Annotated in this window: 16 protein-coding genes; 3 read left to right on the forward strand and 13 right to left on the reverse strand. The window is 69.0% G+C overall.

Annotated features, from left to right (window positions below; genetic code table 11):
- Positions 1 to 2,271, reverse strand: coding sequence for an anaerobic ribonucleoside-triphosphate reductase (gene nrdD / locus AOP72_RS06530; protein WP_238581625.1), 2,271 nt, complete (start codon positions 2,269 to 2,271; stop codon positions 1 to 3).
- Between the two features lie 156 nt (positions 2,272 to 2,427).
- Here nrdD and pcp point away from each other — a divergent pair, with 156 nt between their 5' ends.
- Both pcp and AOP72_RS06540 read left to right on the forward strand, forming a co-directional pair.
- Complete coding sequence (gene pcp, locus AOP72_RS06535; RefSeq protein ID WP_062134013.1) at positions 2,428 to 3,066, forward strand: pyroglutamyl-peptidase I; 639 nt, start codon at positions 2,428 to 2,430, stop codon at positions 3,064 to 3,066.
- A gap of 5 nt (positions 3,067 to 3,071) precedes the next feature.
- Positions 3,072 to 4,250, forward strand: coding sequence for an FAD-dependent oxidoreductase (locus AOP72_RS06540; protein WP_238581626.1), 1,179 nt, complete (start codon positions 3,072 to 3,074; stop codon positions 4,248 to 4,250).
- Here the strand turns inward: AOP72_RS06540 and AOP72_RS06545 are convergent.
- The gene (locus AOP72_RS06545; protein WP_152650272.1) at positions 4,205 to 5,470 is read right to left on the reverse strand and encodes a GGDEF domain-containing protein; all 1,266 of its coding nucleotides are present in this window, start codon (positions 5,468 to 5,470) and stop codon (positions 4,205 to 4,207) included. The two genes, AOP72_RS06540 and AOP72_RS06545, sit on opposite strands and share 46 nt — an antisense overlap.
- A 92-nt stretch (positions 5,471 to 5,562) precedes the next feature.
- On the opposite strand from AOP72_RS06545, the gene AOP72_RS13560 reads away from it, so the two are divergent.
- Positions 5,563 to 5,736 (forward strand): hypothetical protein, encoded by a 174-nt coding sequence (locus AOP72_RS13560; protein ID WP_193746374.1) that lies wholly within the window; start codon positions 5,563 to 5,565, stop codon positions 5,734 to 5,736.
- Positions 5,737 to 5,808: 72 nt separating this feature from the next.
- On the opposite strand, the gene der is transcribed toward AOP72_RS13560, so the two are convergent.
- From der to AOP72_RS06600, 11 genes are read right to left on the reverse strand one after another with little or no spacing between them, the layout of a single operon-like run.
- Positions 5,809 to 7,263, reverse strand: a complete 1,455-nt coding sequence (der, locus tag AOP72_RS06550; RefSeq protein ID WP_062136942.1) for a ribosome biogenesis GTPase Der — start codon at positions 7,261 to 7,263, stop codon at positions 5,809 to 5,811.
- A gap of 44 nt (positions 7,264 to 7,307) precedes the next feature.
- Positions 7,308 to 8,006, reverse strand: coding sequence for a lysophospholipid acyltransferase family protein (locus AOP72_RS06555; RefSeq protein WP_062134018.1), 699 nt, complete (start codon positions 8,004 to 8,006; stop codon positions 7,308 to 7,310).
- On the reverse strand, positions 8,003 to 8,680 hold the full coding sequence (gene cmk, locus AOP72_RS06560; protein ID WP_062134021.1) for a (d)CMP kinase: 678 nt from the start codon (positions 8,678 to 8,680) through the stop codon (positions 8,003 to 8,005). Before cmk ends, AOP72_RS06555 begins: the two co-directional genes overlap by 4 nt.
- The gene (locus AOP72_RS06565; protein WP_062134023.1) at positions 8,677 to 9,732 is read right to left on the reverse strand and encodes a prephenate dehydrogenase; all 1,056 of its coding nucleotides are present in this window, start codon (positions 9,730 to 9,732) and stop codon (positions 8,677 to 8,679) included. The genes cmk and AOP72_RS06565 overlap by 4 nt, the downstream gene beginning before the upstream one ends.
- 2 nt (positions 9,733 to 9,734) lie before the next feature.
- Positions 9,735 to 10,097 (reverse strand): chorismate mutase, encoded by a 363-nt coding sequence (aroH, locus tag AOP72_RS06570; RefSeq protein ID WP_062136945.1) that lies wholly within the window; start codon positions 10,095 to 10,097, stop codon positions 9,735 to 9,737.
- A gap of 30 nt (positions 10,098 to 10,127) precedes the next feature.
- Positions 10,128 to 10,877 (reverse strand): pseudouridine synthase, encoded by a 750-nt coding sequence (locus tag AOP72_RS06575; protein ID WP_062134026.1) that lies wholly within the window; start codon positions 10,875 to 10,877, stop codon positions 10,128 to 10,130.
- On the reverse strand, positions 10,877 to 11,422 hold the full coding sequence (scpB, locus tag AOP72_RS06580; protein ID WP_062134031.1) for an SMC-Scp complex subunit ScpB: 546 nt from the start codon (positions 11,420 to 11,422) through the stop codon (positions 10,877 to 10,879). Before scpB ends, AOP72_RS06575 begins: the two co-directional genes overlap by 1 nt.
- Positions 11,415 to 12,293 carry a segregation and condensation protein A gene (locus AOP72_RS06585; protein WP_238581627.1) on the reverse strand — a complete coding sequence of 293 codons (879 nt, stop codon included), beginning with the start codon at positions 12,291 to 12,293 and terminating at the stop codon, positions 11,415 to 11,417. The genes scpB and AOP72_RS06585 overlap by 8 nt, the downstream gene beginning before the upstream one ends.
- Positions 12,294 to 12,309: 16 nt before the next feature.
- A complete protein-coding gene (locus tag AOP72_RS06590; RefSeq protein WP_062134034.1) occupies positions 12,310 to 13,134 on the reverse strand; it encodes a ParA family protein in 825 nt (274 codons plus the stop codon).
- Between the two features lie 24 nt (positions 13,135 to 13,158).
- On the reverse strand, positions 13,159 to 14,076 hold the full coding sequence (locus AOP72_RS06595; RefSeq protein ID WP_062134037.1) for a site-specific tyrosine recombinase XerD: 918 nt from the start codon (positions 14,074 to 14,076) through the stop codon (positions 13,159 to 13,161).
- 2 nt (positions 14,077 to 14,078) lie between these two features.
- Positions 14,079 to 15,044 carry a heme o synthase gene (locus AOP72_RS06600; protein WP_084631434.1) on the reverse strand — a complete coding sequence of 322 codons (966 nt, stop codon included), beginning with the start codon at positions 15,042 to 15,044 and terminating at the stop codon, positions 14,079 to 14,081.
- Positions 15,045 to 15,159 lie beyond the last annotated feature (115 nt).

Raw genomic sequence — 15,159 nt, forward strand, 5'->3', positions numbered from 1 at the left:
TCAGCGCTCCGGTTCGTGGGCGTCGTTGGGCTCGACCATGCGATCCACGAGCGCGGGCGCGACCCGGGTGTCCCCCGGGAGGTGCTTGACGCGGGCCGCGATCTCCTCGTGCCTGCCGTGCACCATCGGCCGCTGCTGCGGGTTGCCCAGGTAGCCGCACGTGCGCTTGACGACGTCGCACGAACGCGGGTCATCGTTGCCGCACGCGGGGCATTCGAAGCCCGTCGCGGTGGGCTCGAAGTCTCCCGCGTAGCCGCATTCGTAGCAGCGGTCGATCGGGGTGTTCGTGCCCAGGTAGCCGATGCGGTCGTAGGCGTAGTCCCACACCGCCTCCAGCGCGCGCGGGTTCTGTTGGAGCACAGGGTACTCGCAGTAGTGGATGAACCCGCCGGACGTGAGCGGCGCATACTCCGCCTCGAAGTCCAGCTTCTGGAACGGCGTCGGGCTCTTGCGCACGTCGTAGTGGAACGAGTTCGTGTAGTAGTCCTTGTCGGTGATGTCTCGCACCGAGCCGAACCGTTCCTTGTCGAGCCGGCAGAACCGGTCCGTGAGGCTCTCCGACGGCGTGGAGTAGACGCTGACGTGATATCCGGACTGCGCCTTCCATGCCGCGGCCCGCTCCCCCAGGCGGCGCAGGACGGCAAGGGTCAGCTCCTTCGCCTCAGGATTCGACTCCCATTGACCGCCGTAGAACGCCGTGGCCACCTCGTACAGGCCGATGTATCCCAGGGAGACCGTGGCGCGACCGGCGCGGAAGAGCGAGTCGACGTCGTCGTCGGGCCCGAGCCGAGTGCCGAATGCGCCGTGGACGTAGAGGATGGGAGCGTTGCCGGGAACCGCCTCCTTGCACCGCGCGATGCGATACATGAGGGCATCGCCGACCGTCTCGAGACGCTCGTCGAGCAGTCGCCAGAACTTGTCCTGGTCTCGCTGCGCTTCGAGTGCGATGCGCGGCAGGTTGAGGGTGACGACGCCCAGGTTCATGCGGCCGTCGACACTGTCATTGCCATCCTCGTCGGTCCAGCCCTGCAGGAACGACCGGCATCCCATCGGCGCCTTGAAGGAGCCGGTGAGCTCGACGATCTTGTCGTAGCTGAGCATGTCCGGGTACATCCGCTTGGTCGCGCATTCGACGGCCAGCTGCTTGATGTCGTAGTTCCGGTCCCCCTCGACCAGGTTCAGTCCACGCTTCACCGTGAACAGCAGCTTGGGGAAGATCGCTGTGCGTTGCTCGCGCCCGAGCCCACGGATGCGTATCTGCAGAATCGCCCGCTGGATCTCGCGCTCGTACCAATTGGTGCCCAGCCCAAAACCGACAGACGTGAACGGCGTCTGGCCATTCGACGTGAAGAGAGTGTTGATCTCATACTCGAGGCTCTGCATCGCGTCGTAGATGTCCTTGCGCGTCTTCTCCTGCGCGTACTCGGCGCGGGCCTCCGGGTCGGCGATCCAGCGCTCCGCGTCCACCTCGTGCTTCGCACGGTTCAGGGCGGCGTAGGGAGCGAGCAGCTCGTCGATGCGGTTGACGGTGCACCCGCCGTACTGACTGGAGGACACGTTGGCGATGATCTGCGAGATCTGGGCGGTGGCGGTCTGGATCGAGCGAGGCGGGTCCACCTGGGCATTGCCGATGCGGAATCCGGCAGAGAGCATCGTCGTGAAATCGATGAGGCAGCAGTTGGTCATCGGCGAATAGGGGTGATAATCGAGGTCGTGGTAGTGAAGATCACCCTTCTGATGGGCGTTCGCCACGTGAGGCGGCAGCATGCGAAGACCCACCGCCTTGCCCACCATCCCCGCCGTGAGGTCGCGCTGCGTGTTGTAGACGTCCGCATCCTTGTTAGCGTTCTCGTGCACCACGGACGATTCCTTGCCGAGCAGCCGGTGGATCGAGTGGTTGAGGTCCGTGGACTCGGACCTCGCCAGATCACGATCGACGCGGTAGTCGATGTACGCACGTGCCACCGCGCGCTCGCCCGCATCGAGGAGCTCATGCTCGACCACGGCCTGGATCTCGTAGATCATCACGGTGGAATCGTGCCTGCGGGCGAGCTCCGCGACGATCCGGGTGACCAGCACGTCGATCGCGCGCTCATGCCCGGGAGTCACGGTCCCATGCACGGCCGCGAATGCCTTCGTGAGTGCGATGCCGATGCGACTGTCGTCGAACGTCAGCGTGCGGCCGTCGCGCTTGACCACCTCGAGAGTAGGCGTGCCTGTGGAGCCCGCCCCGCGAGTCGTCATGTCGTGGTCGTTCTCGATGATGCTCATATCGCCCTCCGTGGTCCGCCGGCACCCCGTCACCACAACATCTAGTGGTGAACACCGTGTGAATACACTAGATCTCGTGATCTGGGGGAACTAGGCCCTAGGTCCCATGTGTGCGAGAGGGGCAGACCCACCGCCGGGGTCACCTACCCTGGAGAGGTGACGACTGTGCTGATCACCGCCTTCGAACCCTTCGCCTCCGCGACCTGCAACCCCTCGTGGGAGGCGGCGCGCGCCGTGGCCGCGGAGTGGACCGGGGAGGCGACTGTGGTGGCCGTGCGTCTGCCTGTCGAGTTTGACCGGGCCACCGCGGCACTGCACCAGGCACTCGACATGCACCAGCCCGACGTGGTGGTCGCGCTGGGAGTGGCCGAGGGGCGCGCCGCGATCACGCCCGAGCGCATCGCGATCAACGTCGACGACGCTCGCATCCCGGACAACGGCGGCGCGCGTCCCGTTGACGCTCGGGTGGTGGAGGGCGCCCCCGACGGGCTGTTCTCCACCCTTCCGGTGAAGAGGATCGTGCAGGCGGTCCGCGCCTCAGGCATCGCCTCCGAGCTCTCCGCCAGCGCCGGAACCTTCGTGTGCAACCACGTCTTCTTCTGGCTGCAGCACGCGTTGCGACACGCAGACGCACGCTCGGGCTTCATCCACGTCCCGGCGAGTCCCGACATGCGCCACGACGGCACGGGTCCCACCATGGAGCAATCGACCATCACCGCCGGGATTCGCATCGCGGTCGAGACGACGCTGGCGCACACCACGGATGTCGCGGTCTCCGAAGGAACGGTGCACTGACGGTGGTGCCACCCACCGCAGTTCCGGCGCGCGCACCAGCGCCGTCACCAATCCCGTCGCCCGTCGTCGTCATCGGCGCTGGACAGGCAGGGCTGTCCGTCGCATACCACTTGCGCAGGCGAGGGCTCGTCACGGGAGCCGACGTGACGGTCCTGGACCGCGACCCATCCACCGGCGGCGCGTGGCAGCACCGCTGGGAGGCACTGCGACTCGGAGACGCGCACCGGGTGCACGACCTGCCCGGCATGGACGAGCTGGGGATCACCTTCGAGACTGCGCCGCGCGATCGGCCTGCGCGAGACGTCGTCGCGGAGTACTACCGCAGGTTCGAGGACCACTTTAGGATCCAGGTGCGCCGGCCCGTCGAGGTGGCCTCGGTGAGGCGTCAGCGTGATGGCAGGCTTCTCGTCGACTCCGAGGATCTCGCAGCACCACTCACGGCGAAGGCCGTGGTGGCCGCGGTCGGGACGTGGGGCGCCCCCCGGCAGCCCGAGGTCCCCGGCACGGACCTGTTCCGGGGCGTGCAGATCACCACCGCCGCCTACCGTTCCGCCGCCGACTTCGCGGGTCTCAGGGTCGCCGTCGTGGGGGGTGGCACATCCGCCATCGGATTCGTGCGCGAACTGGCCGATGCCGGGGCGGCGCCGTTGTGGTTCACCCGCAAGCCCGTGCGGTTCCTCGAGGCTGACGCGACCCTCGGCGAGGACCTGGGCCGCGAGTCCGTGCGCCTCCAGGACGAGGCGGCGCGGGCGGGACAGGAACTGCCCAGCATCGTGTCGACGACTGGCATTCCGCTCACGCCCCGGATCCGGAAGCTCCGCGACCGGGGCCTTCTCGAACGCCGCCCCATGTTCGTGCGCCTCGTCACCGACGGCGTCGTCGAGCAGGACGGGCACACCACGGTGGTGGACGCGATCATTTGGGCGATGGGCTTCCGCGCCGATCTGGCACCCTTCGCCGCCCTCGGGGTCGACGCGCGCGACGGCGTCGAGGTGGACCGGGGCTGCGCCGTGCGTGTGCCCGGGCTCTTCCTCGCGGGCTACGGCCCGCAGGCCTCAACCGTCAGCGCGAATCGCGGCGCGCGCCGCATCGCGCGTGACGTGGGCGCCTATCTGACCGACGGCCAGTGGCCTCCCCCTCAGCCTCGGCGGGTGGGGGCATCGGAGTCGATCACCCGCGCCTGATCGGTCGCCCGACGCCGCATGGCGAACCCCGCGTCCTGCCCGAACTCCTGCGTGTAGGCGACCGCGCGGTCGCGACCGTCGGCCTTCGCTCGGTAGAGCGCGACATCGGCGCGTTCGAAGATCTCCGCGGCGGCAACCCCGTCCGCGAGCCCAGCGACGCCATAGCTCACCGTCGGCAGCTCGAAGTCGTGCTTGTCGGATCGCGCGGCGAACGCGGTGCTCATGGCTTCCAGCCGCGCGACCGCGCCCACGGCATCCACCTCCAGCAGCACGAGCCCGAACTCCTCGCCGCCCAGCCTTCCCGCAAGCTCGCCGGGCGTAAGGGAGTCCTTGACCGTCGCCGCGAACGTCAGCAGCGCCCGATCGCCCGCGGCGTGACCGTGAGCATCGTTGACGGCCTTGAAGTGGTCGAGGTCGGCCATCACCAGCAGCGCGCCGGTGCCGGCGGACCTCGCGTCCACGAACGCGCGCTCCGCCTGCAGGCGGAACTCGGTCCGTCCCAGCAGGCCGGTCAAGTCGTCCTGCATCGCCCGGGTGCGCAGCTCCTGCGTCTGCTGGTCCCAGCCGACGGCCGACACGCTGAAGGTGACAGCGACAAGGGTGACCAGCAGGATTCCCGTGGTGGGCCCGGTGCCGACAATCGTCTCGAAGGTCGGGCTCTCGGGGCCCACCACGAAGAACAACAAGCTGCGGAGCAGGTAGAACGCCCCCAACACGCTCGACGCGATGGCGCTCACCAGCAGCGCCACCACGGCCTCGCCGTTCGGCTCGTAATCTGTGCGTGACCGGCGCGCGTGCCAGGCGATCCACACCTCGAGAGAACCTGCCGCGAAGAGCACACCCATGTAGGTGAACAGCGGCCCATTGCCGGCCCAGATGTTGTCCGCGGGACTCTGGAGCAGCGTGGGGATCAGGATCAGCACCGGGCTGACCGCGAGGACCCAGCGCGGCAGACGGCGACGGCGCAGCGACCGCGTCGCGAACCACACGCATGTCACCCCGATGACGGACAAGACGTTCGAGACGGGGTTCGCCACCACCTGCAGCGCGCTTCCGTTCAAGAGCAGCAGGGTCGTGGCCGAGCCTGCACAGAGGAGCGAGACGCTCCACCAACCGGAGAAGCTCGACCGCGTGGGGCGATAGACACCCAGGTAGAACAGCACGAGAACCGTCAGCGATACGCCGCCCAGGGCGATTCGCATGGTCTCGTTGTCAAGCACGCGTCCAACCTACCGGGCGGAGTGTCGCATTCGGGCATGCTCGTGACCCATCCCACCCTGCAGACGCGCCTTCGTCGCCATATCGTGACCGCATGGTCGACAACGCAGCACAGCCCACCGACGGCGACGTCGAGGAGTACCTCGCGACCATCGAACCCGCGGGCCGACGCGAGGACGGCTTTCGGCTGCTCACACTCATGGCGGACGTGACGGGAGAGGCCCCCACCACGTGGGGTGCGGCTACATCACGCGTCCCGACGCGGTGAGCGACGACGTCCTGCGAGAACTCATCGACTCGGCGTACCGCAGCGCCGACGACGCGTCGTGAGACGCGCCCCTCAGCGTCGCTTGCGCTTCTCCCGCACTCTCACCGAGATCTGAATCGGCGAGCCCTCGAAGCCGAACTTCTCTCGGAGGCGCCGTTCGATGAACCTCCGGTAGGTGGGCTCCAGGAACCCGGAAGCAAAGATGACGAACCGGGGAGGACGGTTCGACGCCTGCGTCGCGAAGAGGATCTTGGGCTGCTTGCCCGAGCGCACCGGGTGAGGGTGTTCCGCGACGAGCTCGCCGAGGAAGGAGTTGAGCTTCCCGGTCGAGATGCGCTGGTCCCAGCTGCCCAGGGCGAGATCGATCGCCGGCACCAGCCGGTTGGTGTGCCACGAGGTGAGAGCGGACAGGTTCACCCGAGGCGCCCAGGTCAGCTGGACCAGGTCCTGCTCGATGGAGCGCTCGAGCAGGAACCGCTCGTCTTCACCCACCAGGTCCCACTTGTTGAACACCAGCACGATCGCGCGACCCGAGTCCAGCACCTGGGTGATGACCCGGGAGTCCTGGTCGGTGAGCGGAACCGAGGCGTCGAGCAGCACGAGCACCACCTCGGCGCGCTCGATGGCCGTGGCGGTCCGCAGCGACGCGTAGAAGTCCGCCCCCTTGGACATGTGGACCCGACGACGGATTCCCGCAGTGTCGACCAGTGTCCACGAGCGGCCTGCGATCTCGACTCTCTCATCCACCGGGTCACGCGTGGTGCCCGCCTCCTCGTTCACCACGACCCGGTTCTCGCCGGCCAGCTGGTTCAGCAGCGAGCTCTTGCCCACGTTCGGGCGGCCCACCAGCGCGATGCGACGCGGGGCGTCTGGGTCGACCTCCACCTGCGGCATCTCGGTGGGAAGCATGGCGACGGCCGCATCGAGGAGGTCGCCGGTGCCGCGGCCGTGCAGAGCGCTGACGGGATACGGCTCGCCCAGTCCGAGGCTCCACAGGGATGCCGCCTCGAGCTCGCCCTGCGGACCGTCCACCTTGTTGGCGGCGAGGACCACTGGCTTGCCGGAACGGCGCAGCAGCCGGACCACCTTCTCGTCAGAGGCCGTGGGGCCCACCTTCGAGTCCACGACGAACATGACCGCATCGGCCATCTCCACCGCAACCTCGGCCTGCTGGGCCACGGACAGATCGAGACCGGTCACCTTGGCCTCCCAGCCACCGGTGTCCATCAGCATGAAGTCCGTACCGGACCACTCTGCTGGGTACAGAACGCGGTCGCGGGTGACGCCCGGCTTGTCCTCGACGACGGCGAGCCGCTTGCCGAGGATGCGGTTGACGAGAGTGGACTTGCCGACGTTCGGGCGGCCGATCACCGCGAGGATGGGCAGCGCACGCTCGGTGACGGGCTCGACGTCGCCCTCCAGCGCCGCCAGGTCCTCGGGGCTCAGCTCGTAGTCGTCGAGACCCGCGCGAAGCGCCGCCTCGCGAACCTCGTCGAGGCTCTCCTCAGGATCGGACGCCACGGGCATCGGCGGCGGGACGTCCTCCAGGCCGGGGTACTGCTGCTCGTCGCTCATGCGTTCTCCTCGATACTTGCGTTGGTCCGGCCCCCATCATCCCCCGGCAAGCGGAGGTCGGTGTCAGCGAGCGTCGCCTCTACCTGCGCGCGCAATGCGGCGGCGACGGCCTGCTGGGCCCACTCCTGGCGCCGGCGGCCCTTGAGATCCGCGGGCGGGGCGAGCGTCACGGGCGCGCCGAACGCCGCGAGGATGCGGCGGCGCGGCGGCGGCCACACGCTGACCGGCTCGCCCGCTCGACGTGTGCCGATGAGCGCCGTCGGAACGATGGGAGCACCCGACTGGAGCGCCAACCACGCCGCGCCGCCGTGCACCGCATCGGCCGTGCCCGCGCCGCGCGTGCCTTCGGGGAACATCCCCACGACGCCGCCTCTGCGCAGCACGGCGAGCCCCTGTGCGAGTGCAGTCCGGCCGGCACCGTCGACGCGGATCTGGCCGGCGGCGCGCAGAATGAACCCGAGCGCCCCGCGAAACATGTGCGATCCGATGAGGAAGTGCGACGGCCGGGACACGACGCCGTGCAGCACCGGGCCATCGATGAAACCCACGTGGTTCGCGACCACGATGGCGGCGCCGCGTCGCGGCAGGTGCTTGTGACCGCGGACCTCTGTCGCCCACCAGCCCCGCGCGAGAGCAAGGCCGATCCACCGGGACCAGCGCGGGCCCCAGACGGTCGGCGCGTCAGATTCGCTCACAGCGTCGCCTCGTGCGCGAGCTGCACCACCGCTCGTACCGCCTCGTCGATGGTCAGGTCGGTGGTGTCGAGGGTGTGGACGCCGTCGGTGGCCTCGTGGAAGCTCACCACGGCCGAGTCTCGTCGGTCTCGACCCAGCACCGCTTCACGGACTGTCGCCACGTCGGCACCCTCGCCGGCGCGACGTGCCACGCGCACCTCGTCATCGGCGGTCATCAGCACCCTGACATCGGCGTCGGGTGCGATCACTGTCGTGATGTCGCGACCCTCGACGCACACTCCCCTGCCCTGAGACATCCCACCGGCCCGCTCCATGCGAATCACCTCGCGCTGCATCTCCTGCAGGATCGGGCGCGCCTCCAGGTTGGTCGCGACCTTCGACACCGTGAGGGCGACAGTGTCGGTGCGGATCTGCCGCGACACGTCCTCCCCGTCCAGCAGCACGCGCGGATTGCGCGGGTCGAGGACGAGTTCCACGTTCATGGTCGCGACCATCGCGGCGACGTCGCTCGTCACGGAGAAGTCGACGCCCTCCATGAGGCACGCGAGGGTCGCGACTCGGTAGGTCGCCCCGGTGTCGAAGTAGGCCAGGCCCAGCCGCGTGGCGACCTCACGGGACACCGTGGACTTGCCGGTGCCCGCTGGCCCGTCGATGGCGATGACGATTCCGGTCATGAGGCTGCGATCTCCCACTCGTGTGCGATGAGCGCTCGCGACAGCTCGTCCGCCATGGCGGGGAGAACGTGCAGCGTGGTGAGTCCCACAGGCTGTCGTGGCGAGTGCTCGATGGTGATGTCTTCGACGTTCACTCCGACCGAGGCCACGTCGGACAGGAGCCGCAACAGCTGCCCGGGCTCGTCGGGAACGATGACGGTGACGGGAATCCACTCCCGCTTGGCGCCGCCGTGCTTGCCGGGGATGCGCGCGACTTCGACACGTCCACGTTCGATCAGGTCGGTGAGAGCCTCGCCCACATCGTCGGAGTCCCGGACGTCCTCGAGGTCGTCGATGATGTGCGTCAGCGTGGCGACGAGCGCGTGACGGTTGAGCCGCGCGATGTCCGCCCACATGCGAGGGTCGGAGGCCGCGATGCGGGTCACGTCCCGCAGCCCCTGGCCCGCCAGCGCCACATCGTCTGGTCCCAGCGTGCCGAGCGCCGCGGCGACGGCGGAGGCGGCGACTTGAGGTGCGTGCGACACTCGCGCGACCGCAGCATCGTGCGCGTCAGCCTCCATCGTGACGAGGTCGCATTGGAGCGCGTGCGGCACCCGCGACACGAGCTCGACCGCATGCGGGGTCGCCCCGTTGGGGCAGAGCACCCATGGCCTGGCCTTGAACAGGTCACCCTGAGCCGCGAGTGCGCCGGAGATCTCGCGGCCCGCCATCGGGTGCGACCCCACATACCTGTCGCCGCAGCCCGTCGCGTCAGCGGCCCGGGCGATGGGCGCCTTCACGCTGGCGACGTCGGTGACCACCGCGTCGGGCCATCGCTCGAGCGCGCCTGCGACCACCACGGCGGCCAGCGCCGGGGGCACCGCGACGATGACGAGGTCCGGTGCGGCGCTGCCGAGCGAGCCACCCGCGCCGATGGCGTGACCGAGTGCCTGAGCATCGGGGTCCGCATCCTCGAGGGAGACCGACCACCCCTCGGCCGTCAGACCGATGCCGATGGACGCGCCGATGAGTCCCGCGCCGATGACGTGGGTGCGCGGCAGCGTGCCATCCATGGCTACTGCGCCAGGTCGCGCCGCAGAGACACCGCGTCGTGAAGGTACACGTGGGTGATGTCGCTCCGGGACCGCGTGGTCTCGGCGTGCATCATGACCCGCACCACGAGCGGGAGTGCGCCCGGAACCGCCATCTCCTGCGCGCACATGAGCGGCACTGCGCCGAACCCCAGTTCACGTGCTGCCGCGGCGGGGAAGTCGCTGATGATGTCGGGGGTGCAGGTGAAGATCACCGAGACGATGTCGTCAGTCTCGAGGGTGTTGGCGGCCACGACCGCCTCGACCAATTCCTGCGTGCGCTGGCGCAGGTGGTCACGCTCGTCGCGCTCGAGCGTGGTGGCTCCACGGATGGCTCTCAGGGGCATGGACACCATGGTATCGGCCAGCGCACAGGCTCAGAGCCCCGCGACCTTCATCAGCGAGCCGACCTCTTCGCGACCCAGCCGGCGCACCTGCCCGGGCTGCAAGGTGCCCAGTGGGATGGGCCCGAAGTCGGTCCTGACCAGGTCGATCACGGGGTGGCCCGCCTTGTCGAGCATGCGGCGGACGATGCGGTTGCGGCCCTCGTGGAGTTCGACCTTGACGAGCGAGGCGTCGTCGCGTGCGTCGAGGATGGCACAGTCGGTCACCCGTACCGGGCCATCGTCGAGGTCCACCCCGGCGCGGAGCATCGTGCACAGCGACTTCGGGACCCGTCCCTCGACCTTGGCGACATACACCTTTGGCACCCCGTGCGAGGGGTGGGCGAGCCGGTTGGCGAGGTCGCCATCGTTGGTGAGCAGCAGCACCCCCGTGGTCTCCGCGTCGAGCCTGCCGACGTGGAAGAGCCGTTCGTCGAAGTCGGCGACGAACTCGTCGAGGGAGCGACGCCCCTGGGGGTCGCTCATGGTCGAGACCACGCCAGCCGGCTTGTTGAGGACCACGACCACCTTCGAGTCGTCGACGCTGATGCGCTGACCCTTGACCTCGATCGTCACCTCGTCGGGATTGACGCGGACGCCGAGTTGGTCGACGACCTCACCGTTCACCTTGACGAGCCCGCGTTCGATGAGGATCTCGCACTTGCGACGCGACCCCACTCCCGCGGCCGCCAGCACCTTCTGCAATCGCACGCCCTCCGGACGATGCACTTCGAGCTCATCCATCAGCGGCCCTCTCCGTCGATGTCAGCGAGGTCAGGGAGGTACGGGGCGAGCTCGGGCAGGTCGTCGAGCGAGGCGAGGCCCAGACGCTCGAGGAACTCGGTGGTCGTGCCGTACTGCACGGCGCCGCCCACCTCGCCCACCTCAGTGACGAGCGAACGCGCGCTCAGCGTCTTCATGACGGAGTCGACGCTCACTCCGCGCACCTGAGAGATCTGGCCGCGAGTCACGGGCTGCCGGTACGCCACCACAGCGAGGGTCTCGAGCGCCGCCTGGGACAGCCGCGCGGACTGACCCTCGACGATGAACGTGCCGACCGCATCGGCGTACAGGCGTGACGAGTAGATGCGCCAGCGACCGTCGACTTCGCGCAACTCGAATCCGCGCGGCGCCGCGGGGTCCGCGTACTCGTCGCGCAGCTCGTGGAGCACGGCCATCACCTGGTCGAGCGGTTTGTCCACCGCCGCGGCGAGATCTGCCGCGTCCACTGGCTCATCCACCACCATCAGGATCGCCTCGATCGCGCCCCTCGTGTGCACGTCAGTCATCCGATCGCGTCTCCGTCTCCCGTGCCGACTCGTCCGCGCCCGCCACGCCGTGGGGCGCGCCTTCGTCGAACTCGTCCGACACCTCGATGTCGACGTCTCCCTCTCCGCCAGTCCAGCGGATGGTGAGCTCGCCGAGCGATCTCATCTGTTCGAAGGCGACCACCGCCTCCTTGAACAATTCAAGCAGGGCGAGGAACCGCGCGACGACCACGTTCACGTGATCCGCGTCCTGCACGAGCGCGCGGAAGGTGACCACTTTCTCGCGCTGCAGCCGGCTCGTCACGAGTGCGGCCTGCTCCCTGACACTCACCGCCGGGGCGTGCAGGTGTGTCAGGCTCACCCCCGCCTGCTCAGGCTTGGGCTTCAGCGCGTGAGCGGCGAGGCGCGCCAGGTCGTCGGGAGTGACCGACCACACCAGCTCTGGCAGCAGCATCGCGAAGTGCGGCTCCAAGGGAACGTCGCGCGGCAGGCGCCGGGGCGCCGACAGCAATTGGGCGAACGTCCCGGCGACCAGCTTGTACGCCCGGTACTGCAGCAATCGCGCGAACAGCAGATCGCGCGCCTCGAGCATCTCGAGGTCCTCGACGTCATCGACCTGGCCCTGCGGCAGCAGCCGTGCCGCCTTCATGTCGAGCAGGGTGGCCGCGACGACGAGGAACTCGCTGGCCTGCGACAGGTCCCAATCCGCCTCGTATGCGGCGATCGTGGCGAGGAACTCGTCGGTCACGCGGGCAAGCGCGACATCCGTGATCTCCATCTCATGTTTCGAGATGAGCGACAGCAGCAGGTCGAATGGGCCCTCGAAGTTGTCCAGGTGCACCGAGAACGCCGGTCGCTGCTCCCCGGCTGGGGCCTCGGTCGGGACGGTCACGGTCGGACGGTCGCGGTCAGGCCGCGACGCCCCAGGCGACGAGCTCGCGGGCGAGGGCGCGGTACTGCTCGGCACCCGCGTGCTTGGGTGCGAACGTCGTGATGGGCTCGGCGGCGACTGTCGCGTCCGGGAACTTCACAGTGCGGTGGATCATCGTCTGCGTGACCTTCTCGCCGAACCGCTCCCGGACGCGTTCGACCACCTCCTGTGCGTGCAGGGTGCGGCCGTCGTACATGGTGGGGATGATCGCGTCCACGGCAAGGCGGGGGTTGAGCCGATCCTGCACCTTGTCGATGGTCTCCACCAGCAACGCGACGCCGCGCATCGCGAAGTACTCGCAGGCGAGCGGAATGATCACGCCGTGAGCTGCCACCAGGGCGTTCACCGTGAGCAGGCCGAGCGACGGCTGGCAGTCGATGAGGATGACGTCGTAGTCGTCGAGGACGGGCCGCAGCCCGCGCGCCAGGGTCGACTCACGCGCGACCTCGCCGACCAGCTGCACCTCGGCGGCGGACAGGTCGATGTTCGCGGGCACGAGGTCGAGGCCCTCGACCGGGGTCGTGCGCACGATCTCCTCGATGCCGACGGACGAGCGCATGAGCAGGTCGTACACCGTGGTGTCGAGCTCGTTGGGGTTCACGCCCAGGCCGGCGGAGGCGGCGCCCTGGGGGTCGAAGTCCACCACCAGCACCTTGCGTCCGTACTCGGCTAGCGCAGCCGCGAGATTGACCGTGGTGGTGGTCTTTCCCACGCCGCCCTTCTGATTGCACAGGGCGATCACTCGGGCCGGGCCGTGCCCTCGCAGCGCGGTCGGTTCGGGGAAGTCGGTCACCCGCCCCACACTACCGAACCAGGACGGGGCCGCTCAGCGGGCACGCGGGTGCGTCGCGGCATAGACCTCACGCAGGGCGTCCTGGGTCACCGCGGTGTAGATCTGGGTGGTGGTGACGGACGCGTGGCCGAGCAGTTCCTGCACGACCCGCACGTCTGCTCCGCCTGACAGCAGGTGCGTCGCGAACGAGTGGCGGAGGGTGTGAGGCGAGACCCCGTCGACGCCGGCACGATCGGACGCGGCCTTCAGAATGGCCCACGCGCTCTGTCGCGACAGTCGCGAACCGCGGGTGTTCAGGAACAACGCGGCGGTGCCGCGTCCCGACTGGGCCAGCGCAGACCTGGCGCGCACCAGATAGGCCTCGAGCGCATCGGCCGCAAAGGAGCCGATCGGGACGACGCGCTCCTTGCGCCCCTTGCCCCGCAGCAGCACCGCCTGCTCCCCTGGAGCGAGGGAGAGATCATCGACATCGAGGCCGATCGCCTCGGAGATTCGCGCACCGGAGGCATAGACCAACTCGAGGAGTGCGCGATCCCTCACGGGGCCGACTCCGTCGCCGGCACCGGCCTGATCCAAGATGCGCGCGACGTCGTCAGTCGAGATGGCTTTGGGGAGTCGTTTGGGGACCGACCGGGGCTTGACGTCCAGCGACGGGTCGTCACGCGTCCATCCCTCGGCGACGGCGAAGCGGTGCCAGCCGCGCACCGCGACGACCGTGCGCGAGGCCGATGCAGGGGCGAGCGCGCGCCCTCCGTCGTCACCGGTCCCGATCGCCTCCGCGAAGGCGGCGACGTCGGCGCGCGTCGCTTCGGCGAGACCCGGGCGCCCGCGCTCGGTCAGGAAAGTCTCGTACCGCCCGAGGTCGCGCCGATACGCCGCGACGGTGTTCCTGCTGAGTCCCCGCTCGACGGTGACGTGAGCCAAGTAGGCCTCGCGCTCGTCTGCGAGCATGCTCACGCCTGCAGGACGGTCAGCGCATCGGGAAGAAAGGGGTCGATCAGCACGGCCGCGAACACGAGGCTCAGATAGGTGATGGAGTCACGGAAGAGCCGCATCTCGCGCAGCTTCGACTCGCCGCGCTCCGAGCGCTGGTAGAGACGAATGCATCCGCCCACGAACCACGCGCCCGAGCCGACGGCGACCGCCAGGTAGACCCACGTCATCCCCGCGACGGGGACGAGCGCCAGCGTGGCGGCGACCATCGCCACCGCGTACGCGATCATCTCGATCGCGACGCGACGCGTCGAGGCCACCACCGGAAGCATCGGCACCTCGGCGTTCGCGTAGTCGCGGCGGAAGCGCATCGACAGGGGCCAGTAGTGCGGCGGGGTCCAGAAGAAGATGACAGCGAAGAGGAGCACCGGCGTCCACGACAGCGACTCCGTGACGGCCGCCCAGCCGATCAGCACCGGCATGCAGCCCGCGAGGCCGCCCCACACGATGTTCTGCGACGTGCGTCGCTTGAGGACGAGGGTGTAGCCCACGGCGTAGCCGAGGATGGCGAGCACGGCCAGCAGCGTCGCCAGGGGCGAGTCCACCACCCACAGGAACCACGCCGTCGACGCGATGCTCAGAGCCCACGCGAACACGAGCGCCGCCCGCGGAGTCACGGCGCCGGTGACGAGCGGTCGGTTCTGGGTTCGCTTCATCACGGCGTCGATGTCACGGTCGATGTAACTGTTGAACACGTTGGCGCCTCCGGCGGCGAGCGCCCCACCGATCAAGGTGGCGACGACGAGTCCCCAGGACGGCCAGCCGTCTGCCGCGAGGACCATCGTGGGGATCGTGGTGACCAGCAGCAGTTCGATGATCCGGGGCTTCGTCAGCGCCACATAGGCCTTGAGCCGACGGGTGGCGAGCAGCCACCGCGGCACGGTGGGCGCGGGCACCTCGTCGGTCACAGAGGCGGCTGAGGACATGCCACCATCCTACCCGCGCACGGGCGACCGAGACCCCAGCGGACGGGCGGGCATGACGCGCACATGTCCGCCCGCTCACGCGCGCGTGTCCGCGCCTGTGAGGTATGGCCGAGCG

Source organism: Demequina aestuarii, from assembly GCF_000975095.1.
GTDB classification, from domain to species: Bacteria; Actinomycetota; Actinomycetes; order Actinomycetales; family Demequinaceae; genus Demequina; species Demequina aestuarii.